Here is a 24062-nt window from a genome sequence, read left to right on the forward strand (position 1 = left end):
AGACCTTGCTTTTACTTATGCTTGCCTTACAGCACTTTGTACTGGAACTTGCTCTTCTTTTTCTTTCACTTTACGCTCTGGAACCATATTAAATACAATATTTAAAAGTACAGCTGACGCACTTCCAAGTACGATTCCGTTATCTGTTAAAATACGGATACTTTCTGGAAGCTGAGAGAATAACGTTGGAACGACTGTTACGCCAAGTCCAATACCAACGGAGCATGCTATAATTAATAAATTTTCTTGTTTTGCAAAGTCTACACTGCTTAACATCTTAATACCATATGCCATAACCATACCAAACATCGCTAGCATAGCACCACCAAGCACCGGTTTTGGAATAATCGTTGTGATAGCTGCAATTTTCGGAATAAAACCAAGTACGATTAACATACCACCACACGTATAAATGATAACGCGATTTCGTACACCTGTTAATTGAATAAGACCTACGTTTTGAGAATACGTCGTATACGGAAAGGCATTGAAAATCCCGCCTAAAATCATCGCTAACCCTTCAGCACGGTAACCTTTTGTTAACTCTTTTTCACCAATCTTTTTATTACAAATATCCGATAAGGCAAAATACACACCAGTTGCTTCTACAATCCCAACGCAAGCAACAAGAATCATCGTAATTACCGGTGTTAATTCAAATGTTGGTGTACCGAAGTAAAACGGCTGAATGCCATGAAACCAATCTGCTTCTCCAACCGCTTGTAAACTTACTTTCCCCATAAATGCTGCCACAATCGTACCAAATAAAAGACCAAGTAAAATAGAAATAGAACGGATAAAACCATCAAAGAAACGATACATAATGATAATAAATAGTAATACACCGAATGCTAATGATAAGTTCTCAATACTACCAAAATCTTTACTACCTAAGCCCCCAGCCATATCATTAATCGCTGCCGGAACTAATGTAACTCCAATAACTGTAACAACGGAACCCGTTACAACAGGCGGGAATAGTTTGACAAGCTTTCCGAATAGCTTTGCGAAAATAACAACGAATAATCCTGCTGCAATAATCGCTCCATATATGGAAGAAACACCGTATTGTTTACCGATTGCAATCATTGGTCCAACTGCTGTAAACGTACAACCGAGTACAACGGGAAGACCAATTCCAAAAAATCGATTCGATAAGGCTTGTAAAATCGTTGCGACACCACACATTAATAAATCGATGGATACTAGGTATGTTAATTCTCGTTGATTTAAGCCAAGTCCCCCGCCAACAATAAGCGGAACAATAATTGCTCCTGCGTACATCGCAAGCATATGTTGCACGCCAAGGGATGCGATTTTAAATGGGTGTTGCTTCATGACTATTTCACCTCCGCAGTCTCATGCTGAACAAATGTAACAGTACCGTTATCAAGTGATGCAATTTCTGCAAGTGATTCTACACGAACACCATTCTCACGCAGTTTCTTTCCTCCATCTTGAAATGCTTTTTCAATGACGATTCCAATTCCTGCAATACTTGCTCCAGCTTGCTCCACTAAACTCATTAATCCTAAAGCAGCCTGACCGTTTGCTAAAAAGTCATCAATGATTAAGACACGATCGTTCTCATCGATATGATTTCTAGATAATGAAATCTCATTTGTTTCTTGTTTTGTAAATGAGTATACTTTTGCAACGTACATATTATCTTGTAACGTTAACGATTTACGCTTTCTTGCAAAGATTACTTTTACACCAAGCTCTAAAGCTGCCATAACTGCCGGTGCAATTCCTGAAGATTCAATCGTCACGATTTTTGTAATGTTCTCTTCTTTAAAACGCTGTGCAAACTCTTTTCCGACTTCTTGCATAAGCACTGGATCAATTTGATGATTTAAAAATGCATCTACCTTTAATACATCACCAGATAAAACCGTTCCTTCATTTAAAATTTTTTCTTGTAGTACTTTCATGTTTGTTCCTCCTCTTATGCAATAAAAAAACTCCAAAAGCCGCCACCACTCGTTACAAGTGAGAGACGCGCTTTTGGAGTTTCGCAAAAAAGAATGCCAAACCAGCAATATATTCGTCCTCACTCATAGTCAAAGTATTTACGGTACTTCGGTAGAAACTTGCAGGCCATATCCCCGCCATTATATGAGTGTAGCTAACTATTTATTTTATAGATGGATTATAACGTACTTTTTTTATTTTGAAAAGTATTTCTAATAAAAAAACCGTACAAATTTTACGAAAACATCTTTTTTGTTCGAGTTTTGAAAACTCTTACATCTTTTTTCTCTCTTATAAGCTCGTTAAAATAAATGGTCCATTCTTTGTAATGGCTACCGTATGCTCGTATTGCGCTGCCAATGTCCCATCCATTGTCCTTGCAGTCCACCCATTTAAATCTACTTTTGAATATCGCATACCTACATTTACAATAGGCTCAATCGTTATGACCATTCCTTCTTGTAGTTCTGGTCCTTGACCTCGCTTTCCAAAATGAAAAATTGCAGGTTCCTCATGGATTTCCTTACCAATTCCATGCCCTGTAAAATCCCTTGCTACAGAAAACCCCTCCAAAGCTACATAACTTTCAATTGCATAGCCAATATCTCCTACATGCTTTCCAACTACCGCTTGCTCAATCCCTTTATATAAAGCATTCTCTGTTACTAGTAGTAACTTTTCTGCCTCATGAGAAATATCTCCTACTTTATAAGTCCATGCAGAATCAGCAAGCGCACCATTTAAGTTCACTACCATATCAATCGTAACAATATCCCCTTCATGCAACGGTTGATTAGTTGGAAAACCATGACACATTTCATCATTCACAGACGCACATATTGCATATGGATACTCGTTATATCCTTTTTGCTCAGGCGTTGCACCATAATTTTCTAAATACATTTCAACAAATGTATCAATTTCTAGTGTAGTAATACCCGCCTTTATCATCTTTGCAATTTCTTGATGACATGAAGCTAGCAATTTCCCAGATTCATGCATCAACTCTATTTCTTTTTTCGTTTTTATCGTTATCATTAAATCTCTCCTCATTTATCCTTCTATCCACGGGCTTTACACTCCCCTCGATATAAGTTATCCAAATTCAATCATACACACCTTCCTAGGAATTTCAAAAGAGTTATCATTTCACATTTTCTTCACAAATTCACATACCAAAACTTGTAAGAAGTCGTGACTTTTCAAGTTCTCATTATAGACATAGTTTTTATTGTATTAATGAACACTTTTTGAAAGCATATTCGAACGCAGTTAAATTATCTAAATTTTTCGTATTATAAAAATGTAAGATTTCATTTATCCAAGGAGGGTTATCATGGGCGAACATAAATTACATCAAACAGAATCCGAAACGACTGAAAAAAGTTCATTAAAAGGAACTTTAACTGCTGTTTTTTTTGTCGGCTTTTTCATTATTTTCACATGGTTTAGTGTCTATCAAATTTTTGTTAATCGGCTATAAGATATCGGTTTAAAAAGGGAGATGGGGATATGCACTTACATAAATACGAAAAAATTTGGCTTGTTTTTGGTGTCGGTTCACTGTTCGTATTTTTAGCTATTTTAGGAATTAGTGCTTTTTATATGGGAAACAAACCACCAAGTTGTTTAACTACAATTGACCCCGAAAAGGTTCACGCAACTGCACCATTTGATCAACCTGGTGTTAAAAAAGTGGGGGAAAATCATTATCAAGTTACAATTGTCTCACAAGCTTTTTCTTTTACACCAAACACAATCAAAGTACCCAAAGGCGCAAAAGTAGATTTTGTTGTTGCGACAAAAGATGTTGTACATGGATTTGAAATCGCAGGTACAAACGTTAATATGATGGTTGAGCCTGGATATGTAAGCACAGCTTCTCAAGTTTTCAAAAAAACTGGAGAGTATTTAATTGTTTGTAATGAATATTGTGGTACTGGCCATCATATGATGAGCGCGAAAGTAGAGGTGACCGAAAAATGATTGCACTACAAGATAAAATCAGTAAACGAGATGCGAAATTAGCCATGGCTCATATTCATATCGCATTTATTGCTCTTTTTCTAGGTGGGTTATGTGGATTACTGCAAGTTCTCGTTCGTTCAGGAAAATTCAATTTGCCTGCCGGCATTGGCTACTATCAAGTATTAACTACACATGGCGTCTTACTTGGACTCGTATTAACAACGTTCTTTATTATCGGCTTCTTATTTGCTTGTATGAGTAAAACAACTGGTGTCTTATCAAAAGGTGTTCGAAAAACAGGCTGGATTGGTTTTTGGCTTATGACCGTTGGGACAACAATTACTGCTATTTTTATTCTACTCAATAAAGCTACTGTACTTTACACGTTCTATGCTCCGTTACAAGCACACCCTGGATTTTACATCGGGCTTACTCTTGTTATTGTTGGTAGTTGGTTCAGCGGCTTTGCAATGCTTGCTCAGTATCGTACATGGAAAAAGCAAAACAAAGGAAAAATCGGACCATTACTTAGCTTTATGGCCGTTGTAACAATGGCACTATGGCTCGTTGCAACGCTCGGTGTTGCAGCTGCGGCACTTATCCAATTTATCCCTTGGAGTCTGGGACTTACTGACAAAATCGATGTCTTAGTCAGTCGAACATTATTTTGGTACTTCGGTCATCCACTCGTTTATTTTTGGCTCCTCCCTGCCTATATGGCTTGGTATGTCATTATACCGAAAATTATTGGTGGTAAAATTTTCAGTGACTCACTAGCTCGTTTGTCATTTATCTTATTTTTACTCTTTTCTATGCCTGTAGGATTTCACCATCAATTAACCGAACCAGGTATTGACCCTGGATGGAAATACTTACAAGTTGTCTTAACATTTATGGTTGTTATTCCCTCTTTAATGACTGCATTCTCCTTATTTGCAACTTTTGAACAGTTTGGACGCTCAAAAGGAGCTACTGGACTATTTGGATGGCTTCGTATGCTTCCATGGGGAGAGGCTAGATTTTTCGCCCCATTCGTCGGTATGTTAATGTTTATTCCAGCTGGTGCTGGTGGGCTTGTTAATGCAAGTAACCAACTAAATCAAGTCGTTCACAATACTGTATGGGTAACAGGACATTTCCATTTAACAGTGGCAACCTCTGTTGTATTAACATTTTTCGGAATCGCCTACTGGTTAATTCCGCATCTAACAGGACGCGTCATGACAAAAGAAATGAATCGACTCGCTATGATTCAAACTTGCGTGTGGGCTATCGGTATGTTCTTCATGTCTGCTGGTATGCACTTTGCCGGACTACTCGGAGCACCTCGCCGTTCTGCTTTTTCTACCTATGGAAATTCACAACAAGCACTCGAATGGATTCCATACCAAATTGCCCAAGCAGTCGGAGGATCCATTTTATTCGTTGGCATTGTAATTGCGCTCATCATTTATGTAGACCTGGTCTTCTTCGCGCCAAAAGGACAAACTGAGTTCCCAATCGGTGAAGTAGCCGATGCATCTGAACGTACACCGATGGTTTTCGATAATTGGAAGCTTTGGATTGGCATTACAGCGCTACTTATTTTATTTGCTTATACCATTCCGTTTATCGATATGATACAAAATGCTCCGCCTGGTTCAAAAGGGTTTAAATTATGGTAGATTAAAAGCAGAGGGCTATCCCCTCTGCTTTGTTTCGAGTATAGCTATTTAATCATGCACCTGCAGGCTGAAATCGAATACATCATTTTTAAAAATTCAAAGCAACTCCCATTTGTCGCTTGAATAAACGTACCAACCGCTTCAAATCCTGCTTTTTTATAAACTTTTATGGCCCTTTCATTAAACGTTGCCACTGATAACGTTATATACTTCGGCTGATACTTCTTTTCACAAAAAGCTAGACCTGCCTTTATAAATGCCAATCCTAAGCGATCTCCAGTCAGTTTTGGTTTCATTCCAAGTCCAATATCCACTGTATGAATATCTACTCTAGTAAAACTAAAAAATCCAATAAGCTGATTATTCTCACTAACAGCAAAAATTGTTTCTCCACGTATTGTAGGATCTAAAAACTCCGCTAAATCTTTTTGATCAGCTTCCATATCGTAAAAGGCATACCTGTCCTCATAATGCCAATTATATGCAATTTCTTCTGCTTGCTCTTGTGTCATCACTTCAAAAGTATAATTCACTCTTCTTCCTCCTTAAGTAACGCACGTATACAGTACTATATTAATTCATAAAAAGGAGCTGCACATAAGGCAGCTCCTTCTCTTTTTTATAACCCATAAATCTTTTTATATTTCGCTTCTAAATAATCCGCTAAATAATTCGCATTTAGCCCTTCACCTGTTACATCATCTAATATTTGTAATGGTTTTTTTGTTTTACCATATTGGTGAATATTTTTTGTAAGCCATTCACGAATTGGCGTCACATTTCCTTCTTCTAGCAATGCATCGAAGTTTGGAATTTCTTCTATCATCTTATGTTTAAATTGCGCTGCGTACATATAACCAAGTGCATAAGATGGGAAGTAGCCAAATGATCCATCTGACCAATGTACATCTTGCAACACACCTTGTGCATCCGTTTCTGGGCGGATACCTAAATAACTTTCCATCTTATCATTCCATGCTGCCGGCAAGTCTTTTACTTCTAATGTTCCATCAAATAATTCTTTCTCAAGCTCATAACGTACCATAACATGAAGAGGATATGTAAGTTCGTCTGCCTCAATACGTATAAAGGAGGGTTTTGATTCATTAATAGCATCATAAAATTCATCTACAGACATATTTTCAAACTGCCCATCACTAAATTGTTTCAATACATCATAATTTTTCTTCCAGAACGATTTATTACGCCCAATAAAGTTTTCAAAGAATAGCGATTGCGATTCATGAATTCCCATCGATGTACCACTGCAAAGCGGCGTTCCTTCCAGTTTTTCTGAGACATTTTGTTCATATACAGCATGTCCACATTCGTGAATTGTTCCGAAAACTGCCATACGGAAGTCATTCTCATCATAACGAGTCGTAATACGAACATCCCCTCTATTTAATGTAATCTCGAAAGGATGTATCGTTTCATCTAGACGGCCAGCATCGAAATTATAATTTAATTGTTTTAGTAGCTCTAAAGTGAAATTCTTTTGTTGTTCTTTTGAAAAATGTTCAAATAAAACATTCGTTTTTAATTCTTTATTGGACTCTGAAATTTCTTTTACAAGCGGAACAATACGTTCACGTAGTTGTCCAAACACATGGTCTAATACTTCTACTGTAATACCTGGCTCATACAGATCTAAAAGCGTATTATATTTATAAGTGTCATAACCCCAATATGTAATAAATTTCTTCTTATATTCAACAATTTTTTCTAAGTATGGTCGGAACATTTCAAAATCAGATTTTTCACGTGCTTCTCCCCAAACACTTTCCGATTTTGCTTGTAATTTGACAAACTCTTCATACTCGGCCTGTGGAATTTTTTTGTTTCGATCATACTCTTTACGGCACTCTTCTACAATTTTTTTTGTTGTTTCAGAAATTTTATTATCTACTATTAGCTGTTCTAATTCTTTTAAATATCTTCCCATCTCATCAGAAGTTGATAGTGAAAATACCTCCGATGAAAGCATTCCTATTACTTCAGAGCGTTGATCTACACCTTGTTTCGGTGCACCTGTACGTAAATCCCAAAATATAAGGCTCAATGCTTCTCCATAATTTTCTATCTTTTTCACATGAGCTAAAAATTCTTTTTCTACTTCATATGTAGCGATTGTCATATTCTATTGCCTCCTTTTTCTACCTCACCTTTATTTCGACATAAAGATACAAAATCCTTTTCTAGTAGAAAGAAAAAAGCTTAGCAAACGCTAAGCTTTTACAATACCTTACCTTCTACTGGAAGCACTTTTTTTACAGCCTCAATAACCTTTTCATTTTCATTTTCTGACAAGAATAAGGAAATAGCACCTTTATCTTCGCTCGTACGAATTAAGCGACCAATTCCTTGACGAAGACGTAAAATCATATATGGTACATCTACATCCCAAAACGGATCACTAACATGCTTACGTTTCGCTTCAAAAACAGGATCGTTTGGAGGGAATGGTAGTGACCAAATAATAACGTGTGACAGTGAAGAGCCTGGAATGTCTAAACCTTCCCATAAATGGACAGCACAAAGTACAGTCTCTTCTTCATTTTGGAAACGTGAAACAAGCTGGCTAATCTCTTGATCTCCTTCATATAAAAACGGAACGGACATCTGCTCTTTATTCACGTATTCTTTAAATGCTGCAAGCTCTTGTGTAGTACGGAATAATACAAGCGTACGCCCATTTGTTTTTTGAATGTTCTCAAGCGTATACTGGCATTTTCTTTCCCATTCATTTTCCTGGTTATATGATGGTAAATATACTTTCATTTGTTCTTCATAATCAAATGGAGAAGCTACTGAGAATGATAAATAGTCTTTTATCCCTAAACTATTTGCTGTAAATGCAAACGAGTCATTTTCAGATAGTGTAGCAGAAGAAAAAATGTACGGGATTTTTTTAGAGAACACTTTTTCTTGTAATACTTCTTCTACCGCACGTGGCATAATAACCAATGTGAAAGCACCGTCGCCTTCTTCTCCCCATGTAATTACATTTTTCTCATGCATAAAGAGACGAAGTGAATTCTCTAATACATCTAAGTGCTCATCAACAATGTTTAAATCATATGTGTTTACTGTGTGCATTTCACTTTCAAATACAAGTGCGTCACCAACTTCAGCAATTTTTGCATAAAGTCGTTTCGCTTCTGTAGTCACTTTTTCTGTTACTGTAATTTCTAAACGATCTGATCCAGCAATTTCTTTTTTACTTTCTTTTAACACATCGAAGAAACGCTCTGTTTGCCAAATTGTCTCTTCTACTAAATGAGCAAACTCTTCACGAATATCATTTTGTAATAATCTTGTTAATAGTTGCTCCATCATCGTTTGTTTTAATCGATATGTTAGTGCCTTTTGCGCTGCATATTCCACAAGGTGTCCTTCATCAAAGACAACACAGCTACTTTCTGGTAAAAGTGGCATTTGACCTTCACGCTTACGAGCATCATATGTCCAAATATGATCCATATAGAAATCTTGAGAGCAAATAATTAAATCAGCTGCTTTTCGGTAATGTTCACGGGAGAGCGTTTGACCACAACGGTGACGAGAATCGCATGTAAAGCAGTCTTGGAAATAATCCCAAGATACCTTTGCCCATTCTTCGTCATTTAATAACGGAAACTCTTTTCGATCGCCATAATGCGTAAAGTTTTGCATTGTTCCATGATCAAATACAAACTGAGGTAATTCATAATATAGGTCTTCAATTACTTCTGGAGCTCGTCCACTCATTACGTCTTCAAGTTTACGTAAACATAAATAATTATCCATTGATTTTGCTAAACGGACATCAACAGATAATCCTAATGCTTCTGATAATTTAGCAATGTCCCCTTCTTCTTTTACAAGCTGCTCAATTAGCGTTTCGTCTGCACAAGCAATAATAGCTGGCTTCCCTGTATAACGTGCATAACAAATTGCATATAAAAGATATACAATTGTTTTCCCCGTTCCTACACCCGCTTCCGCGAACATAACTTTCTTCTCTTGAAACGCTCGTTCTAATTGGAACGCCATAAAAATTTGTTCATCACGTTCTTCAAAACCTTTTTCCGGGAGGATATCGTAAAATACATCTCCAATCCACTCATTCAACTTATCATAAAAATTATCTTGTTTCCCTACTTCAAATGGTAATCTCTTCTCAGTAAACATCCTTAGCCTCCAACCAAAAAGTTTTTCTATAAAAAGATATAGCAACTGCTATTTAAAAATAGGCAGTTGCTTTCCCCTGTTGTAATACATAGAAATGAGCGAAAAAAATTTTCCTTTGTATAAAGGAAAACTTTTTTACTCTATTAATGACTTTAAATAACGCTTATCAATTAATGTCTCATGTGATAATGCGGATAAATATTCTTCCTGTGCTTTTTGTATTTCGTCTGCTGCTACACCTTGAAAATCAATTTCTTTTCCAAGCTCATCATACGTACGATGAATGGCCTTTTGAATCATTGAAAATTGGAAACCATCCATATCTCTTCCTCCTTTTGCACATTACATAATAGCCAGTATATGCGGTGGGAAGAGGTTTTATACTATGAATCGCGAGGTGGGCGTTTACCAAAGTACTGGTAATAATCTGTACGAATAAAACCGTTAAATAGTTTACGCTTTTTCGATGCATCTTTTCCATAACATTTTTCAAACGCTTCATAGCTCGTTAATAAATACATGGACCACGTATCTAATGGACGGAATACTTCTCCCGTTTCTTTATATAATTTTTCAACAAGCGCTTTTTCACTTAAACGTTCTCCGTATGGAGGATTCGTTACAACATAGCCATATTCCTCTTTTGTTGTAAAATCTTTTACTTGCATTTGTTTAAATGAAATTAAGTCGCCAAGTCCAACTTCATCCGCATTCTCTTGTGCAACTCTTATCATGCGGTGGTCGATATCTGAACCAATAATTTGTAATGGTTGGTCATAATTCGCTAAATCTTCAGCTTCTTGACGAGCTTCACGCCAATTTTCTTTGCCAATCCATCCCCAGGCATCAGATGCAAACTCACGGTTAAAACCAGGAGCAATATTTTGACCAATTAAAGCTGCCTCAATTGGAATTGTTCCGGATCCACAAAACGGATCCACAAACGGACGATCTGGTTTCCAATTTGTAAGTTTAATTAAAGCTGCAGCTAATGTTTCTTTCAATGGTGCCTCCCCTTGCTCAAGGCGATATCCTCTTTTATGAAGACCAACACCACTCGCATCAATTGTCAATGTTGCAATATCTTTTAACATTGCAATCTCGATACGGAATAAAGGACCATCTTCTTCAAACCAAGTTGTACGTCTATACGTTGTCTTTAATTTCTCAACGACAGCCTTTTTCACAATACGTTGACAATCTGAAACACTAAATAATGTTGACTTTAATGATTTTCCAATAACAGGAAATTCACCATTTTCCGGAATATAATCACCCCAATTTAACGCTTTCGTCTTTTCAAATAACTCATCAAATGTTGTTGCTTTAAATTCCCCAACTTTAATTTTCACACGATCGGCTGTACGAAGCCATAAGTTGGTACGACAAATTGCATTTATATCCGCTTCAAACGTTACTTTTCCATTTTCTACTTGGCATTCATAACCAAGATCGCGAACTTCTCGCGCAACTAAAGCCTCAATACCCATCGCGGCTGTTGCAATTAAAGTAACTTTTCCCATTTTCATTCACCTCTTATGTATAATCAAACAATAATTAAGAATTATTCCTTCTACTAATTATTAAATATTACGAAGCATTCTCTTATTTACCATTTTAACTCACATGTTATAACTTCATACAAATAAAAAGCCCTCCTCTTACAAAGGAGAGCTGAGTCATTCCATAATTGGTTCATAACGTTCTGTAAGCCATGTTCTGTTCCTTTGTACTGCAAACGGCTCACGCCTCGTACTCCGGTGGTAATCATCTATCTACAGGCTACTCGAGCCTGTCCTTTTCCATCGTTCATTTCCTTGGAAAAGATTCCCCTACCATTATTTGGGTTTCTCGCTCGTGGGGTTTACCTCGTTCCACTCCTATCATTTCTTCAAGGACTTCGTCACTGTGGCACTTTAAAGGTAGTCAAACCATATCCAAAAGGACTTAGGTTTTTTCCCTGCCGTTAAACCAGCCTCGCGGCCAGAATACCCTAGCTTATGAATTGGCTAGGCACGAACACTACAACCATCTCAGGTCGTGCGAGCATGGACTTTCCTCTACAACGTTGGCGTTGCAGCGATTACCCAAACGTTATGACAAACATTAGTATAGTGGAAACAAAAAGATTTTGCAATGCTTTTTTATATGTAACATGCTTCAATCTTTTTCTATCCTTAGATTACTCGTATAACTTACTTCCAAATACAGCTTTTTCTAGATTAGATAAACGTTTTAAAATATCCGTATTCGTATTGTTGTATACAGGTTGTGCAACTGGTGTTGGAGCTGGTTGCTGCGGAACTTGTGCTTTCACTAATTTCTGTTCTTCTAATTCACGTTTCAAACGAGCATTTTGTTGTTGTAATTGCTCAAGTTCCTTATGAAATGCTTCATAATCCTTAATAATCATATCAAGGAACTTATCTACTTCCTCTTGTTGATAACCTCTCATACCTGTCTTAAATTCTTTTTCCAAAATGTCTTTCGCTGTTAATTTAATTTTATCCGAAATCATTTTCTTCACCTCAAATTTTTACCAAAACTTTCATTAACTAAATTTTTTCAGAAACAATGACTTTTGTCAATCATATATACGTGATCTATATTACATATTACTCTGCATTATTCCACTGTTCCTCTTCTATTATATCTTGTAAATCAGAAAAAAGAATGAAATAACTGTGATAATTTTCTATTTCTCCTTTTTTCTTTGCTACTTCTACCATGTATTTAGGACTCCCTGGTTTTTCTTCATCATATACTGCCAAAAGTGCATCACTTTTTTCAATAAAAAATTGATTTTTTAATCGAAACTGTTCTGGACTTTCATATTTTCTTTTTGTAATGCTATCAACATGGTCTGCTTGTCCTAAAACAAACTCATACAGTTCTCGATTTCCTTCTTTCCAATTTTCCTCTTGTTCTAAAAAAGGAGTAAACACAGCAAGCTTTAAATCAGGGTATTCTAGCTGTAATTCAAAAACAACTTCAGCAGCCCATAACTCTACTCCTAACTGTCCACTAATAGTAACCCACTCCAACCCTTCTTCTATAAAAGCAAGTAACTTACGACGCAATGCTTTTTTTATACATACAACACCTGGATGATCATTTTTAAAAATTCCAAGTTCAAATGGTTTATATCCTGTTACTGCAACAACTTTCATATCAACACTCCAATAAAAAGAAAAGAACTAGCATTTTGCTAGTTCTAACATAACATTTACTTTTTAAACATTCCACCGACGTTTGGTCCTCCGTTTGGTCCTGGTCCGAATGGGGATACTTGTGGTCCTACATTTGGTCCTGGTCCGAATGGAGATACTTGTGGTCCTGCATTTGGTCCTGGTCCGAATGGGGATACATGATGGCCATGACCACATGGGCCACAAGGTCCACCAGGTCCGCCGAATCCACCAACTCCACCAGGTCCACCGAATCCACCAACTCCGCCAGGTCCACCAACTCCGCCAGGTCCACCAGGTCCACCAGGTCCACCGAATCCACCAACTCCGCCGAATCCTGGATCAACGGGGTCTACAACATTCACATTTGAATTTGTTTGCGGGAAGAAATGTTGATTTTTAATTTGCTGATGATGAACATGTGTTGTATGAGTTGGGTGAATATGCGGTACCACCGTTGTAGAAAAAGTGTGTGTTACACATTGCTTTGTTGGATGAACGACAGGTGGTGTTGTACAAATAGGTCCTGTAGGCTTATGCCCTCCAAAACAAGGATGACAATGATGCATAGTTTTTTCTCTCCTCTCTCATAAAAAAAATCTGACTACACTTTACAATATGAGAAAGGGGTAAAAGCCGCTTGTTATATATACCTATTTATTTAATGGAAATTTGTCTATATGATAGCTGTTCATATACGATAACTTGGACACACAACTATCATCCTTTAGCAAAAAAGCCTCCAACTTGTTTTACAATCCCAGTTACTTGATTCATCGCATTCATCATTTGACCCGCTGTATTCATCATTTTATTCACATCGTAGTTGCCATCTGATGTCTTAAATTGAGATACAAAACTAGAAAATTGACTTGGCTGTTGCTTTTGTTTGTTCATCGTTGGATATGGTTGAAAAGGCTGTTTCGGTGGGTAAAACATTGACGACTGATTCATAAACGATTGTGGTTGCTGCGGTACATACGATTGTTGATTCATATAAGACTGTGGTTGCTGCGATACATACGATTGTTGATTCATATAAGACTGTGGTTGCTGTGATACATACGATTGTTGATTCATATAAGGCTGTGGTTGCTGATTCATAAAAGATACTTCAAATGGCTGATGATAATTCATTTGATTTCCGTAATAAGGAGCGAATGGATACATATTATAACGTAAATATGTATCCTCATTATATTGATAAGCATTTGGCTGTGTATATGCATTCGGCTGTTGAAACATGTATTTCCCCCCTCTAACTAAGTTTCTACATATAGAATATGTACCTATAAAATAAAATGTGTAACCTTATAAATGTCTGTTTTTGTCGGAAGTTTAAATTTTTAAAAAAATAAGAAAGTAAGCCTTTTCATGTTAGGATAGTAGGGAAGAAGATTCTCATGGGGGAGGAATCAACATGATATTAGGGGATTTAAAACAAGCTTTCGCTCAAAAAAAGGGGTACTCTACAGAGGATATGAATGAGTTGCTTGATTTTGCTAGACATCACTATTTAGAAGGAAAAATCTGCATCTCAGAATATCGAGTCTTAATACGTGAATTAGAAATAAATGGGGCAAAGCCCACACATACAACTGTAGAATCATAAAAACAAGAGGGTTTCCCCTCTTGTCACTTACATTGTTCTACTATATTTTGCAACGTATATAAAATCGCCTGATGTGTTTCATAAAACCGCTTACCTTTACCCTTATTTACAAAACATTGCAGCGCATTATTTTGTAAATTTTCATATACTTGGTCAATTTGTTGCACATGTATATACTTAGGATTCTCATGCTTTATCCATTGATAAGCTAATTCTTTCCACACTTCTAACTCCTGATCAACCATATCCACAAAAGGCTTCATATCTTGATAAAAATCAAACTCTTTCTCTTCTCTTTTTTTTATAATTGTTTCATCATTGTACCGTATTAATTTTATTGAAGACTGCATTAATGTTCCATAATCCAATTTATTTCCACCCTCTTATGCGCTTACTATGACGTTTTGAAATGTTTGGAGCCAACTTCCTTTTTCTTCGTGATGTAATAATTTATCCTCCATATGTTGAATGTGCATTTCTGTTATTTCTACTTTATTGCATATATTTTCACGTTTATCTTTTAAAGAATGATTAACTCTAAGTGAAACATTCATTTCCAGCAAATCAAGAGCACTTAACATTTGATCCATTTTTTTCATTACATTTCCCTTCTGAACCATCGCCATTTATAAAACGCCTCCTTCTTTGCTTTTCCTTTGTCATGTTATTTCGACGATTCACTTATCACTCCTGCATGACTGACAAAACTAGTTGATATTCGGCAAAGAAATCGGTTTGTATGAGTTTTATAGAACTGGTAACAATACAAAAGGGAGGTGTTTACCATGGCTAAAAATAAAAATGAGAAGAAGAAAAAACCAAACAAACAACAAAATAAACCTGAAACCGGAAATCCGAAGCTAGATGGTCCGAACTTTCCTGCTACATAAAGTGAAACTGTAATCGGTGGAGGCTGCTCCTCTCACCTAGCTTCCTTAATTTCTCTTACATTGCAATTGAAACTGTAAGAAACGTCAATTCATTTATGTAATCAATTAGTCCCGCCTTCCTATAAAAGGACGGGACTTTTCTTATTATATCATGAAGTCATTACTCCTTTGAAAAAAGCGATTCAATGTGGAAAAAATATGTACATGATGTTGTTTTTGTAGAAACCATTCTGTAATATCAACTTCTTCTTTCGGTTCCTCGAACAAAAACAACGCCTCAGTATCCACTTTTTGATGAAACCAATCTTTCTCTAAGCTATTTTGATGAATAACAATTGAAAAAACATCCCTTAATCTCGGTGTATCTTTCTCTTTTGGAATTGTAAAATACTGCTCGTAATCCATTCTTGATCCTGTAGGGAATGTTCGCAAAGAAAAATCATAAAATAAGGCTTTATATTCAGGATGAAATAATAACCACGCCAAATTTTTCCCCAGTTCTATACGTTTTTGTAGCTTTTCAAACTGATAAACTGAAAAACCATATAAGTTTCCTTTTGTTGTCGGGAAAATTACAGCATTCAAATGAAAGAGTTCTTGAAATTTAAACAGTAAAGTTTGAAATACATGCTTTTGAAAATATGAGTGTTCAATAACCGGTTTCTGAATCTTATTTTGTTCATTAATAATAAGTGCTGTAATAAGACGTGTGAGATCTCTTTTATTCCAAAAATCTTTCCATTCCTTCTCCATAAAAATAGATACGTTAAAATACTGTAATAAATGAAAAAGCGGTCTAGTCATTTTCTTACTGTACTCATATAACAACAACTGTGGGTATGCATCTGAAAAAATAAGCCAATTTGCACTTTCATAAGTAAGGAAAAGTTGCTTTCTCATTCTTTCAGATAAAACATTCGGATAGTATTTCCCTGCTAAATCTGTCATATTCCACCCAGCATTTCTTGAAACCATACTCGCCAAAAATGACCACCGGATTTCTTTATTCCTCAAGTAATATTCTTGATAAGTATGTGTACGTGAAATATTGTCTATATTTGCTAGAGCCGTCTGTTGTTTAATATGCGCTATTAAGCGTTTCTCTTCTATTGTACAAGAAACCCCACTACGCTCTCTATTTATTTCCTCGTACTCATTCTGCATGAGCATACATAAATCACCACATCTCTCTTGAAAAAAATCGCATCTTTTTTGTTTTTTTTGATATAATCACCTTTGTAAGTAATTCTAGGTAAGTTGGAGTGGACAAACTATGACCATTCGTTATCCAAACGGAAAAAGGTATAATCAGGCATTACAACCACAAAAAACACAATTTAAAAAACATACTTATGGCAATAGAGGTATGTCACTTGAAGAGGAACTAAATGAAACAAATCAATATTATTTAACCCATAATATCGCATGCGTACATAAAAAACCCACCCCTCTTCAAATTGTAAAAGTGGATTACCCCGCTCGAAGTGCTGCAGTTGTGAAAGAAGCTTATTTTAAACAGCCTTCTACAACGGACTACAACGGTGTATACAAAGGCAAATACATTGACTTCGAAGCGAAAGAAACAAAAAATAAAACAAGTTTTCCACTGCAAAATTTTCATCTTCATCAAATTAAGCATATGGAACAAGTAATAGCTCATAATGGAATTGCATTTGTTATTATTAAATTTACGCTTTATGATGAATTTTATTTACTCGATGCAAAACATGTCATTTCATTTTGGAATCGTCAAGATGCTGGTGGACGCAAATCGATTAAGAAACAAGAAATCGAAGAGCACGGATACTTGTTATCATGCGGTTATCACCCTCGAATTGATTATATTCGTGTACTAGACATGGCTTATTTTTCGTGATAGAGTCAACAATAAGGCTCTTTTTTCGACTTTTGGGGAGAAAATGAAAGGTAGGAGAAAGTATAATGTCAGAAAATTATCGTTCTCGTACAGAACGAAAACATGCACAACATCAACAACAAGAAAAAAAACAAACGGAGAAACCAAAGAAAAAAGGCTCCTTTTTCAAGAAATTTTTAATTGGTTGCCTACTTCTTGGCATTGTTGGTCTTATAGCTGGAGTTTCCGCTTTTTTTGTAATGGTAAAGGATGCTCCAAAGCTAGATAAAGCAAAACTTGTCAATCCACTATCAACTAAATTTTATGATAAAGACAAGAACTTCTTTTATGAATATGGTGCCGAAAAGCGAACAAATATCACTTACGATCAAGTTCCAAAAGTAGTAGAAAGTGCGTTCCTAGCAACAGAAGATGCTCGATTCTATCGACATGATGGAATTGACTTTAAACGTACAGGAAAAGCAATTCTTGAAAATGTCACAGGTGGTTTTGGTTCTCAAGGTGGTAGTACAATTACCCAACAGGTAATTAAAAACTATTTTCTAACGATGGAAAAAACATCAAAACGTAAAGTACAGGAATGGTATTTAGCTTATAAATTGGAGCAACAATATTCCAAACATGAAATTTTAGAAATGTACTTGAACAAAATCAACCTTGGGAATCGCTCTTATGGGGTTGCAACAGCAGCGCAAAACTATTATGGAAAAGACTTAAAAGATTTAAAATTACACGAAGCAGCGATGCTTGCTGGATTACCTCAAGGTCCAAACATTTATGATCCAACAAAAAAAGAAAATATTGATCGAGCAACAAAACGTCGTAACGTTGTATTAACGTTAATGAATCGACATGGCTTTATTTCAAAACAAGAAATGGATGAAGCACTAAAAATCCCTGTAACAGAAGGGCTTCTTCCATCTAAAGAAGTCACTGAAATGCCTTATCCAGCCTACTTAGATGCAGTTGTAAAAGAAATTGAAAAAGAAATGCCGGATGTAAATATCGGATCTGATGGTTTACAAATTTATACTAATCTTGATCCAAAAGCACAGGACTATGCAGAACAATTACTAGATGGAGATATTATTGATTATCCAAACGATCGCTTCCAAGGCGCTTTCGTATTCATGGATACCCATTCTGGCGAGGTTCGTGCAATTGGTGCTGGGCGTAAAGAAAGCAAAACAACATTTAAAGGGCATAATATGGTTGTTGATATGCAACGACAAGTAGGTTCGACTATGAAACCAATCTTTGACTACGGCCCTGCTATTGAATATATGCAATGGTCAACCTATCATCAATTAAATGACTCAGAATATACGTATTCTAATGGTAAAAAAATTCGAAATGCAACAAACAGCTATAAAGGTGATGTTTCTTTACGTGAAGCATTGAAAAAATCACTTAACATTCCTGCTTTAAAAACAGCCCAAGCAGTCGGTTTAGATAAATCACAAGAATTTGCTGAAGGACTTGGAATGACATTCCGTGAAGGAAAAGCAGTAGAATCTAACGCGATTGGTAGTAATGATGCTACTCCTTTACAAGTTGCTGGTGCATATGCTGCTTTTGGAAATGATGGCGTTTATAACAAACCACATTTTGTGACAAAAGTTGTTTTTCCTGATGGTAAAGAGAAAATCTTTAAACCAAAAGAAAAACGAGTAATGAAAGACTACACAGCATATATGATTACTGACGTTCTTCGTGATGTTGTAAAACCAGGTGCTGGTGGTACAGGTCCAACTGCTTATGTATCAGGAATAGATGTTGCTGGTAAAACAGGAACGCAGAACTATGATGCAAGTGTATTAAAAAAATATAATATTCCAGAAAGTGCCAATAGGGACAGTTGGTTTGCTGGTTATTCACCACAATATACAATGTCAGTATGGACAGGATATGAAAAAGACTCTGAAGAAAATTACATTGCAGATAAATCATCATCAGTTCGAATTGCACAACACATTTTCAAAGAAATGATGAGTAAATTTGCTACAGATAAATCTCGTTTTGAGCAACCTTCTTCTGTAGAACGTTTAAATGAAGAGCTCTATGTGAAGGGTGCGAAAAAGGATGCTGTTAAACAAATCAAAGTTGACCCACCAACTGGTGTAACACCTTCTTATGATGCAGCATCTAATACAATTAACCTGAGTTGGTCTGGACCTTCAGATGCTACTTCTTACTCTGCAAGTTATAAAGCAAATGATGGGTCTAGTGGTAGTCTATCCGTAAGCGGTACAACCGCTTCACTTGGCGGTGTAAAACCAGGTGTAACCTACAGCTTCTCAGTAGTAGCGAAAAAAGGAACCGGCACAAGCGATGCAGCTGGGGTATCTTTCACTGTTCCTGGTGAGAGTGAAGAAGCTAAGAAGAAAGCTGAGGAAGAAGCTAAGAAAAAAGCCGAGGAAGAGGCTAAGAAAGCTGAAGAGGCTAAGAAAGCCGAAGAAGCTAAGAAAGTTGAAGAAGCTAAGAAAGCTGAAGAAGCTAAGAAAGTTGAAGAAGCTAAGAAAGCTGAAGAAGCTAAGAAAGCTGAAGAAGCTAAGAAAGCTGAAGAAGCCGAGAAAGCTGAAGAAGCTAAGAAAAAAGCTGAGGAAGAAGCTAAGAAAAAAGCCGAGGAAGAAGCTAAGAAAGCTGAAGAAGAGGCTAACAAACAAAAACCAGACAAGCCAGCCGGTGGTAATGGAGATACCCCAACACCGGAAAATCCAACACAGTAATCCAAAAAAGAAGTCACCTTTCTCTAAAGAGATGGTGACTTCTTTTTTTGGATTATTTTTTTTGCATATAACTTTTCTATTTCTACATACAACTGTTCCAACTGAATATAGGAATGATAATGATTTGGTTGCTCTTTAATAAATGAGTAACGTTCTATAAAGTTAATTGGTTTGATCTGTAGCTCATCAGCCTTATCCTTCATATTCTTTAACCCTGGCACAGGTTGTCCATTTAACCAATATAAAATCGATAAGAAATGAGCTGCAAAGTGAATCATTGGGTTTCTTGCTTCTTTTCGTTTTCGATCCCGGAAAAATATCGAAATATCTTCTTTTTTTTCTTTCCATATATCTAACACAGTTGGAATACCCATCTCTATCTCATTCCATGGTTCATATTGTTTTTCAATGTCAAATAAAAAATAATGACTTTCTAGCAATTGCACAAAAGTTTCATCTGTATGATAGATAATCTTGTCTATATCCCCTTCAAAAAAAGGAGTATATCGAAATTCATCCGGTATTTGAACGACTTGTTCCATCTATTTTTACTTCCCCTTCATTCTCTTCTTACCTTCACGGCACACTTCTAGTAACCGACATTCTTCACATTGCGGCCGCTGCGCTTTGCAATGATAACGTCCAAAAAAAATCATTCGGTGATGCGTAACGCCCCACTCTTCCATTGGTACTTTCTTCATTAATGTTTTCTCTACCTCTAGCACGGAATCTTTCCAACGGCAAATAGCCAAGCGCTTACTTACTCGTTCTACATGTGTATCCACAGCGATAGCTGGGATACCAAATGCTACAGAAACAACTACGTTTGCAGTCTTTCTGCCGACACCTGGTAGTTTTGTTAATTCATCACGGTCTTTTGGAACCTCTCCGTTATAATCATCAAGTAACATCTGACATAATTTTTGAATATTTTTTGCTTTATTTCGATACAATCCAATTGAACGAATATCTTGTTGTAATTCTTCTAAAGACACATTTAAATAATCTTCAGGCGTCTTATATTTTTGGAATAAATTTTTTGTTACTTTGTTTACAAGCACATCTGTACATTGGGCAGATAATGCAACTGCAATTACAAGTTCAAATGGATTATCATGATTCAATTCACAATGTGCTTCTGGATACATATCCGCCATCGTATCTAAACAATGACGAATTTGCGTTTTGTTTAACATAACTTTCCTCCTATATTACTGTTCCAACCAATTATAAAAGGGCACTTTCCCTGTATATTTTGCCTCTTGCTTTGTGACTTGCTGTGGGCGTTGTTGATTTGCTCTAAATTTCCGCCCTTGGTCTTGCGCTTGGTCAACCGTCTTAATTCCGTTCTTTTTCCACTCAAAGAGAATGCGATCAATATAGCGGAAATTAAGTTTCCCACTCATTACAGATTCTCGAAGAGCTGCCTGAATCAAATTCGGATGATGTTGATCCTGGTCTTGCCACATCGCTAATGTTTCACATTCAAAAGGCGATAATGGTCTCCCAAATTCCCGTTCAAAAATTGTATATAAATTTACTTGAAGTTGTTTTTGTTCTTCTTTTTCTTCTTCTATTGTTTCATTCATTAAGAAATGCAAGATTTTTTCCCAAAGCGGTTGTAATGAATAACTTTCACACATCATCGCCTCAGATTTTTGACTACCCTCTAATGCTAAAAAGCCTTTTTGAATTAAAGCTTGAATGATTTCCATACACTTCATTTCTGTTATTGTCATTCGTTCTGCAATTTCTGAAGGAGTTGGAAAAGAATTACCCGACTCTAAAAAGGTATGTACATGGAGTACAACCATAAATTCCATCTCATTTAAACCTATTTTTTTATATTGCATCATAAGCAATTTTGGAATTGCAATGCTGCCTTGTTCAAACCATTGTAACATCATTTTTTTCTTCATGACCATACACCTCGCTTTCTAGTATAACACACCTGTTATGATTTTCTTTTACCACAATTCGTCAAAAAACCTCCCTATAGATAGGGAGGTCGTCTTCATTTGTTCAAAGTAATTTATCCAGGAAAAAATTTAAGCCTGTACTTTACTTTTCATAAACGTATTAATACGCTCTAACGCTTTCTCTAATTGTTCAAGAGATGTTGCATAGGATAAGCGAACATTGTTTGGTGCGCCGAATCCTGTTCCTGGAACAAGAGCTACTTTCTCTTCTTCTAACAACGCTTTTGCCCACTCATCAACCGTTTCATATCCAGCTAACGTTACAGCCTCTTTTACGTTCGGGAATAAATAAAATGCACCTTGTGGTTTAATACAAGTGAAACCAGGAATTTGAATTAATTTATTATAAATAATGTTTAATCTTTCTTCGAATGCTTGACGCATCATTTCTACAGGCTCTTGCGACCCAGCATACGCAGCAATTGCGCCGTATTGAGCAATTGAAGTAGGGTTTGACGTACTATGACTTGCTAAATTCGTCATCGCTTTAATAAGCTGCTTATTTCCTGCTGCATAGCCGATACGCCATCCTGTCATAGAATGCGATTTAGACACACCATTAATAATAAGTGTTTGTTCTTTTAATGCATTAGAAAGCTGGGCAATTGAAGTATATTCCACGCCACCATAAACCAATTTCTCATAAATTTCATCAGAAACAATTAAAATGTCGTGCTCTAAACATACTTCTCCAAGCTGCTGTAATTCTTCTTTGCTGTAAATCATTCCTGTTGGGTTGCTTGGTGAATTAATAATAACAGCTTTCGTTTTCTCTGTAATTGCTCCGCGTAGCTGCTCTGGCGTAATTTTATACTCATTATCTTCTAAGCCTTCTACATAAACTGGCTTACCACCAGCAAGCTTTACTTGTTCAGGATAACTTACCCAATAAGGAGTTGGAATAATAACTTCATCTCCTTCATCAAGTAACACTTGGAATAATGTATAAAGTGCATGCTTCGCACCATTACATACAATAATTTCAGTCCCATCATACGCTAGTCCTTGATCGCGAGTAAATTTCTTCGCAATTTCTTGTTTTAACGCCTTTAATCCACCAGTTGCAGTATATTTCGTATGTCCCTCTAACATCGCTTTATGCGCAGCATCCATAATATGCTCTGGCGTATTAAAGTCAGGTTCTCCTGCTCCTAATCCAATTACATCATGGCCCTCAGCTTTTAATGCTTGTGCCTTTGCTGTAATTTCTAAAGTTGCAGACGGTGTTAAAGCAGCTACTCGCTTTGCTAATTTCATTTGTGGTTCCCCCTACATCTATTTTTCAATGCTATATCGCTTCAAAAACTCACCATCTTGAAATGCAAGATAATAGTAAGTATAACGATTTTCATCATCAATATATGTAACTTCCCATAATGGTACATTGTTTTCAACACCTAATTTTGCTTTCAGGAATTGTTTTGGCTTTTGCTCTTTGGCAACAATTTGCAATGCATCTTTTTCAGAGATACCCTCGCTCTGTTTCTTTACTAAAACATTTCCTTTTTTTTCAGGTACCCAAACAACGATTTTTTCCCCTTTTTCATCTACACCTTGTACGACTGCATATGAAGATTTTCCGTTATAATACTCAACGGTTTTTATCTTTGTAAGCTTTGCTTTTTCTTTTGCAATCTCTACAACTTTTGACTCTTTCGGAATTTTCTTATCCATTGTCGCATTATAAATATGCACCCCATATAACCCAATGGCAACGATAACGATAATGATGGCAAAGATCCACTTTTTCATTGTATCACTACGTTCTATATATCGTAAATACTGCTGTTTCTTTTTCGTTTTCGTCTAATGCCAACCCGAACATGAGGTCCTGTTCTTTTAAAGTGCGATTCAGACTATCAACAATTTTATATAAATCAGACGAATATTTAATACGCGTCGTTGATAGCACTTCGATTTTCTTCTCCATGAAAACTCCTCCGTTACACAAAAATTTCTAATTATAGAAGAACGCAATGCGGTTACAATAAGAGTACATTCTTTACAAC

Annotated in this window: 27 protein-coding genes, 1 other RNA gene and 1 riboswitch; of the genes, 6 read left to right on the top strand and 22 right to left on the bottom strand. The window is 36.3% G+C overall.

From position 1 onward, the window contains the following. Positions 1-15 precede the first annotated feature (15 nt). The 3 genes from pbuX to AAIE21_RS06965 all read right to left on the bottom strand — a co-directional run bounded on the left by pbuX (position 16) and on the right by AAIE21_RS06965 (position 3012). The gene (pbuX, locus tag AAIE21_RS06955; protein ID WP_343266096.1) at positions 16-1338 is read right to left on the bottom strand and encodes a xanthine permease PbuX; all 1323 of its coding nucleotides are present in this window, start codon (positions 1336-1338) and stop codon (positions 16-18) included. A gap of 2 nt (positions 1339-1340) precedes the next feature. Then, positions 1341-1934 (bottom strand): xanthine phosphoribosyltransferase, encoded by a 594-nt coding sequence (locus AAIE21_RS06960; protein WP_343266097.1) that lies wholly within the window; start codon positions 1932-1934, stop codon positions 1341-1343. A 106-nt stretch (positions 1935-2040) separates the two neighbouring features. Continuing rightward, positions 2041-2142, bottom strand: a riboswitch (purine riboswitch). A gap of 123 nt (positions 2143-2265) precedes the next feature. Further along, positions 2266-3012 carry a type I methionyl aminopeptidase gene (locus tag AAIE21_RS06965; RefSeq protein WP_343266098.1) on the bottom strand — a complete coding sequence of 249 codons (747 nt, stop codon included), beginning with the start codon at positions 3010-3012 and terminating at the stop codon, positions 2266-2268. Between the two features lie 298 nt (positions 3013-3310). Between AAIE21_RS06965 and AAIE21_RS06970 the strand changes: the two genes are divergently transcribed. From AAIE21_RS06970 to AAIE21_RS06980, 3 genes are read left to right on the top strand one after another with little or no spacing between them, the layout of a single operon-like run. Then, a complete protein-coding gene (locus tag AAIE21_RS06970; RefSeq protein WP_343266099.1) occupies positions 3311-3457 on the top strand; it encodes a cytochrome c oxidase subunit 2A in 147 nt (48 codons plus the stop codon). A gap of 29 nt (positions 3458-3486) precedes the next feature. Continuing rightward, positions 3487-3960: a cytochrome c oxidase subunit II gene (locus tag AAIE21_RS06975; protein WP_343266100.1), complete on the top strand. Its 474-nt coding sequence runs from the start codon at positions 3487-3489 to the stop codon at positions 3958-3960. Next, a complete protein-coding gene (locus AAIE21_RS06980; RefSeq protein WP_343266101.1) occupies positions 3957-5606 on the top strand; it encodes a b(o/a)3-type cytochrome-c oxidase subunit 1 in 1650 nt (549 codons plus the stop codon). The genes AAIE21_RS06975 and AAIE21_RS06980 overlap by 4 nt, the downstream gene beginning before the upstream one ends. 44 nt (positions 5607-5650) lie before the next feature. Here AAIE21_RS06980 and AAIE21_RS06985 read toward each other — a convergent pair whose 3' ends face one another. The 10 genes from AAIE21_RS06985 to AAIE21_RS07030 all read right to left on the bottom strand — a co-directional run bounded on the left by AAIE21_RS06985 (position 5651) and on the right by AAIE21_RS07030 (position 14212). After that, entirely contained in the window at positions 5651-6139 is a 489-nt protein-coding gene (locus AAIE21_RS06985) for a GNAT family N-acetyltransferase (RefSeq protein WP_343266102.1), read from the bottom strand. 86 nt (positions 6140-6225) lie between these two features. Further along, the gene (locus tag AAIE21_RS06990; protein WP_343266103.1) at positions 6226-7743 is read right to left on the bottom strand and encodes a carboxypeptidase M32; all 1518 of its coding nucleotides are present in this window, start codon (positions 7741-7743) and stop codon (positions 6226-6228) included. Between the two features lie 98 nt (positions 7744-7841). Continuing rightward, the gene (locus AAIE21_RS06995; RefSeq protein ID WP_343266104.1) at positions 7842-9779 is read right to left on the bottom strand and encodes an ATP-dependent DNA helicase; all 1938 of its coding nucleotides are present in this window, start codon (positions 9777-9779) and stop codon (positions 7842-7844) included. 135 nt (positions 9780-9914) lie between these two features. Beyond that, the gene (locus tag AAIE21_RS07000) at positions 9915-10100 is read right to left on the bottom strand and encodes a DUF3921 family protein (RefSeq protein WP_343266105.1); all 186 of its coding nucleotides are present in this window, start codon (positions 10098-10100) and stop codon (positions 9915-9917) included. Positions 10101-10162: 62 nt separating this feature from the next. Next, on the bottom strand, positions 10163-11302 hold the full coding sequence (locus AAIE21_RS07005; RefSeq protein WP_343266106.1) for a THUMP domain-containing class I SAM-dependent RNA methyltransferase: 1140 nt from the start codon (positions 11300-11302) through the stop codon (positions 10163-10165). A gap of 180 nt (positions 11303-11482) precedes the next feature. After that, an RNA gene (gene rnpB / locus AAIE21_RS07010) (RNase P RNA component class B) lies at positions 11483-11874 on the bottom strand. A gap of 87 nt (positions 11875-11961) precedes the next feature. Continuing rightward, complete coding sequence (gene gpsB, locus AAIE21_RS07015) at positions 11962-12297, bottom strand: cell division regulator GpsB (protein ID WP_174099665.1); 336 nt, start codon at positions 12295-12297, stop codon at positions 11962-11964. A 97-nt stretch (positions 12298-12394) separates the two neighbouring features. Beyond that, a complete protein-coding gene (locus tag AAIE21_RS07020; RefSeq protein ID WP_343266107.1) occupies positions 12395-12949 on the bottom strand; it encodes an SLOG family protein in 555 nt (184 codons plus the stop codon). Between the two features lie 56 nt (positions 12950-13005). Continuing rightward, positions 13006-13536, bottom strand: coding sequence for a CotD family spore coat protein (locus AAIE21_RS07025; protein WP_343266108.1), 531 nt, complete (start codon positions 13534-13536; stop codon positions 13006-13008). A gap of 151 nt (positions 13537-13687) precedes the next feature. Continuing rightward, positions 13688-14212, bottom strand: coding sequence for a YppG family protein (locus AAIE21_RS07030; protein ID WP_343266109.1), 525 nt, complete (start codon positions 14210-14212; stop codon positions 13688-13690). Between the two features lie 175 nt (positions 14213-14387). Between AAIE21_RS07030 and AAIE21_RS07035 the strand changes: the two genes are divergently transcribed. Continuing rightward, entirely contained in the window at positions 14388-14579 is a 192-nt protein-coding gene (locus AAIE21_RS07035; protein ID WP_006094322.1) for a YppF family protein, read from the top strand. A gap of 23 nt (positions 14580-14602) precedes the next feature. On the opposite strand, the gene AAIE21_RS07040 is transcribed toward AAIE21_RS07035, so the two are convergent. The 3 genes from AAIE21_RS07040 to AAIE21_RS07050 form a co-directional block, all read right to left on the bottom strand. Continuing rightward, entirely contained in the window at positions 14603-14929 is a 327-nt protein-coding gene (locus AAIE21_RS07040) for a YppE family protein (protein ID WP_481858667.1), read from the bottom strand. Positions 14930-14962: 33 nt separating this feature from the next. Then, on the bottom strand, positions 14963-15205 hold the full coding sequence (locus tag AAIE21_RS07045) for a hypothetical protein (RefSeq protein WP_343266111.1): 243 nt from the start codon (positions 15203-15205) through the stop codon (positions 14963-14965). Between the two features lie 408 nt (positions 15206-15613). Then, a complete protein-coding gene (locus AAIE21_RS07050) occupies positions 15614-16639 on the bottom strand; it encodes a DUF2515 domain-containing protein (protein WP_343266112.1) in 1026 nt (341 codons plus the stop codon). 103 nt (positions 16640-16742) lie between these two features. Here AAIE21_RS07050 and recU point away from each other — a divergent pair, with 103 nt between their 5' ends. Continuing rightward, positions 16743-17345, top strand: coding sequence for a Holliday junction resolvase RecU (gene recU, locus AAIE21_RS07055; RefSeq protein WP_174099658.1), 603 nt, complete (start codon positions 16743-16745; stop codon positions 17343-17345). 65 nt (positions 17346-17410) lie between these two features. Continuing rightward, positions 17411-20074 (top strand): PBP1A family penicillin-binding protein, encoded by a 2664-nt coding sequence (locus AAIE21_RS07060; protein WP_343266113.1) that lies wholly within the window; start codon positions 17411-17413, stop codon positions 20072-20074. A gap of 23 nt (positions 20075-20097) precedes the next feature. Here the strand turns inward: AAIE21_RS07060 and AAIE21_RS07065 are convergent, their stop codons facing one another. The 6 genes from AAIE21_RS07065 to AAIE21_RS07090 all read right to left on the bottom strand — a co-directional run bounded on the left by AAIE21_RS07065 (position 20098) and on the right by AAIE21_RS07090 (position 23983). Beyond that, entirely contained in the window at positions 20098-20616 is a 519-nt protein-coding gene (locus AAIE21_RS07065; protein ID WP_343266114.1) for a YpoC family protein, read from the bottom strand. A 6-nt stretch (positions 20617-20622) separates the two neighbouring features. Further along, on the bottom strand, positions 20623-21270 hold the full coding sequence (nth, locus tag AAIE21_RS07070) for an endonuclease III (RefSeq protein ID WP_343266115.1): 648 nt from the start codon (positions 21268-21270) through the stop codon (positions 20623-20625). A gap of 15 nt (positions 21271-21285) precedes the next feature. Continuing rightward, the gene (gene dnaD, locus AAIE21_RS07075) at positions 21286-21993 is read right to left on the bottom strand and encodes a DNA replication protein DnaD (protein WP_343266116.1); all 708 of its coding nucleotides are present in this window, start codon (positions 21991-21993) and stop codon (positions 21286-21288) included. Positions 21994-22122: 129 nt separating this feature from the next. After that, a complete protein-coding gene (gene aspB, locus AAIE21_RS07080; RefSeq protein WP_343266117.1) occupies positions 22123-23310 on the bottom strand; it encodes an aspartate transaminase AspB in 1188 nt (395 codons plus the stop codon). A gap of 18 nt (positions 23311-23328) precedes the next feature. Next, positions 23329-23805, bottom strand: a complete 477-nt coding sequence (locus tag AAIE21_RS07085; RefSeq protein WP_343266118.1) for a cell wall elongation regulator TseB-like domain-containing protein — start codon at positions 23803-23805, stop codon at positions 23329-23331. Between the two features lie 7 nt (positions 23806-23812). Continuing rightward, positions 23813-23983, bottom strand: a complete 171-nt coding sequence (locus tag AAIE21_RS07090; RefSeq protein WP_000412180.1) for a YpmA family protein — start codon at positions 23981-23983, stop codon at positions 23813-23815. Positions 23984-24062: the final 79 nt, after the last annotated feature.

The organism is Paenibacillus sp. 102 (genome assembly GCF_039549175.1).
Classification (GTDB): Bacteria; Bacillota; Bacilli; order Bacillales; family Bacillaceae_G; genus Bacillus_A.

Bases quoted from the DNA above. Each gene is read 5' to 3' on its own strand.
- pbuX (WP_343266096.1), bottom strand. From the start codon at position 1,338: ATGAAGCAACACCCATTTAAAATCGCATCCCTTGGCGTGCAACATATG.
- AAIE21_RS06960 (WP_343266097.1), bottom strand. From the start codon at position 1,934: ATGAAAGTACTACAAGAAAAAATTTTAAATGAAGGAACGGTTTTATCT.
- AAIE21_RS06965 (WP_343266098.1), bottom strand. From the start codon at position 3,012: ATGATAACGATAAAAACGAAAAAAGAAATAGAGTTGATGCATGAATCT.
- AAIE21_RS06970 (WP_343266099.1), top strand. From the start codon at position 3,311: ATGGGCGAACATAAATTACATCAAACAGAATCCGAAACGACTGAAAAA.
- AAIE21_RS06975 (WP_343266100.1), top strand. From the start codon at position 3,487: ATGCACTTACATAAATACGAAAAAATTTGGCTTGTTTTTGGTGTCGGT.
- AAIE21_RS06980 (WP_343266101.1), top strand. From the start codon at position 3,957: ATGATTGCACTACAAGATAAAATCAGTAAACGAGATGCGAAATTAGCC.
- AAIE21_RS06990 (WP_343266103.1), bottom strand. From the start codon at position 7,743: ATGACAATCGCTACATATGAAGTAGAAAAAGAATTTTTAGCTCATGTG.
- AAIE21_RS06995 (WP_343266104.1), bottom strand. From the start codon at position 9,779: ATGTTTACTGAGAAGAGATTACCATTTGAAGTAGGGAAACAAGATAAT.
- AAIE21_RS07000 (WP_343266105.1), bottom strand. From the start codon at position 10,100: ATGGATGGTTTCCAATTTTCAATGATTCAAAAGGCCATTCATCGTACG.
- AAIE21_RS07005 (WP_343266106.1), bottom strand. From the start codon at position 11,302: ATGGGAAAAGTTACTTTAATTGCAACAGCCGCGATGGGTATTGAGGCT.
- gpsB (WP_174099665.1), bottom strand. From the start codon at position 12,297: ATGATTTCGGATAAAATTAAATTAACAGCGAAAGACATTTTGGAAAAA.
- AAIE21_RS07020 (WP_343266107.1), bottom strand. From the start codon at position 12,949: ATGAAAGTTGTTGCAGTAACAGGATATAAACCATTTGAACTTGGAATT.
- AAIE21_RS07025 (WP_343266108.1), bottom strand. From the start codon at position 13,536: ATGCATCATTGTCATCCTTGTTTTGGAGGGCATAAGCCTACAGGACCT.
- AAIE21_RS07030 (WP_343266109.1), bottom strand. From the start codon at position 14,212: ATGTTTCAACAGCCGAATGCATATACACAGCCAAATGCTTATCAATAT.
- AAIE21_RS07035 (WP_006094322.1), top strand. From the start codon at position 14,388: ATGATATTAGGGGATTTAAAACAAGCTTTCGCTCAAAAAAAGGGGTAC.
- AAIE21_RS07040 (WP_481858667.1), bottom strand. From the start codon at position 14,929: ATGCAGTCTTCAATAAAATTAATACGGTACAATGATGAAACAATTATA.
- AAIE21_RS07045 (WP_343266111.1), bottom strand. From the start codon at position 15,205: ATGGCGATGGTTCAGAAGGGAAATGTAATGAAAAAAATGGATCAAATG.
- AAIE21_RS07050 (WP_343266112.1), bottom strand. From the start codon at position 16,639: ATGCTCATGCAGAATGAGTACGAGGAAATAAATAGAGAGCGTAGTGGG.
- recU (WP_174099658.1), top strand. From the start codon at position 16,743: ATGACCATTCGTTATCCAAACGGAAAAAGGTATAATCAGGCATTACAA.
- AAIE21_RS07060 (WP_343266113.1), top strand. From the start codon at position 17,411: ATGTCAGAAAATTATCGTTCTCGTACAGAACGAAAACATGCACAACAT.
- AAIE21_RS07065 (WP_343266114.1), bottom strand. From the start codon at position 20,616: ATGGAACAAGTCGTTCAAATACCGGATGAATTTCGATATACTCCTTTT.
- nth (WP_343266115.1), bottom strand. From the start codon at position 21,270: ATGTTAAACAAAACGCAAATTCGTCATTGTTTAGATACGATGGCGGAT.
- dnaD (WP_343266116.1), bottom strand. From the start codon at position 21,993: ATGAAGAAAAAAATGATGTTACAATGGTTTGAACAAGGCAGCATTGCA.
- aspB (WP_343266117.1), bottom strand. From the start codon at position 23,310: ATGAAATTAGCAAAGCGAGTAGCTGCTTTAACACCGTCTGCAACTTTA.
- AAIE21_RS07085 (WP_343266118.1), bottom strand. From the start codon at position 23,805: ATGAAAAAGTGGATCTTTGCCATCATTATCGTTATCGTTGCCATTGGG.
- AAIE21_RS07090 (WP_000412180.1), bottom strand. From the start codon at position 23,983: ATGGAGAAGAAAATCGAAGTGCTATCAACGACGCGTATTAAATATTCG.